This is a genomic window from Seonamhaeicola marinus (assembly GCF_008085455.1).
Genome location: NZ_VSDQ01000487.1, coordinates 1 through 609 on the forward strand (window position 1 = coordinate 1; position 609 = coordinate 609).

At 29.2% G+C, this 609-nt stretch carries 1 pseudogene; it reads left to right on the forward strand.

Features of this window, described 5'->3' with window-relative positions:
* Positions 1 to 459, forward strand: a pseudogene (locus tag FUA24_RS25095) (hypothetical protein); the annotation flags it as partial.
* Positions 460 to 609: the final 150 nt, after the last annotated feature.

Here is a 609-nt window from a genome sequence, read left to right on the forward strand (position 1 = left end):
GCTAACGATTCTGATATAGCCATTCAGGTTAAGGCTTTAGCTCTAAAAGAACTTAAACAGCCTAAATTAGCATTAACCTTTTTTGAAGAGATGTTTAATAGAGATCAAAACCCTGTAATTGCTTATGAATTAGCAGAGTTAAACATTCAAATTAGAAATAATGCTGAAGCTGAAAAGCATATTATTTATGGTTTAGCAAATTCAAAAGATTTAAAAAAAGCGTTTTTTGAAAGCCAAACACCTTATGAAGTACCTTTAAAAACGGCGTTTAAATATTTAAATGCTATAAATATTTTCTCAAAAGACCCAAAAAGTAATATTGATGCAGCTGTTGATGTTTTAGATGAAGCTTTAAAAGAAGCGCCAAACTTCAATATGATTAATATTACTAAAAATGAATTGCTAAGGCAAAAGCAAGTGTTAAATAGCCAAACGCAAACACCTGAAAGTAAAAACTAAAAAAAAATCGGCATTTTTAATGCCGATTTTTTTTGATGTATAAGTAATGGGTTATTACCAAATTTTAACGCGGTTTTCTGGTTTTATGTATAATTTGTCGCCTTCTTTAATATCAAAAGCATCATAAAATGCATCAACGTTTAAAAGTGG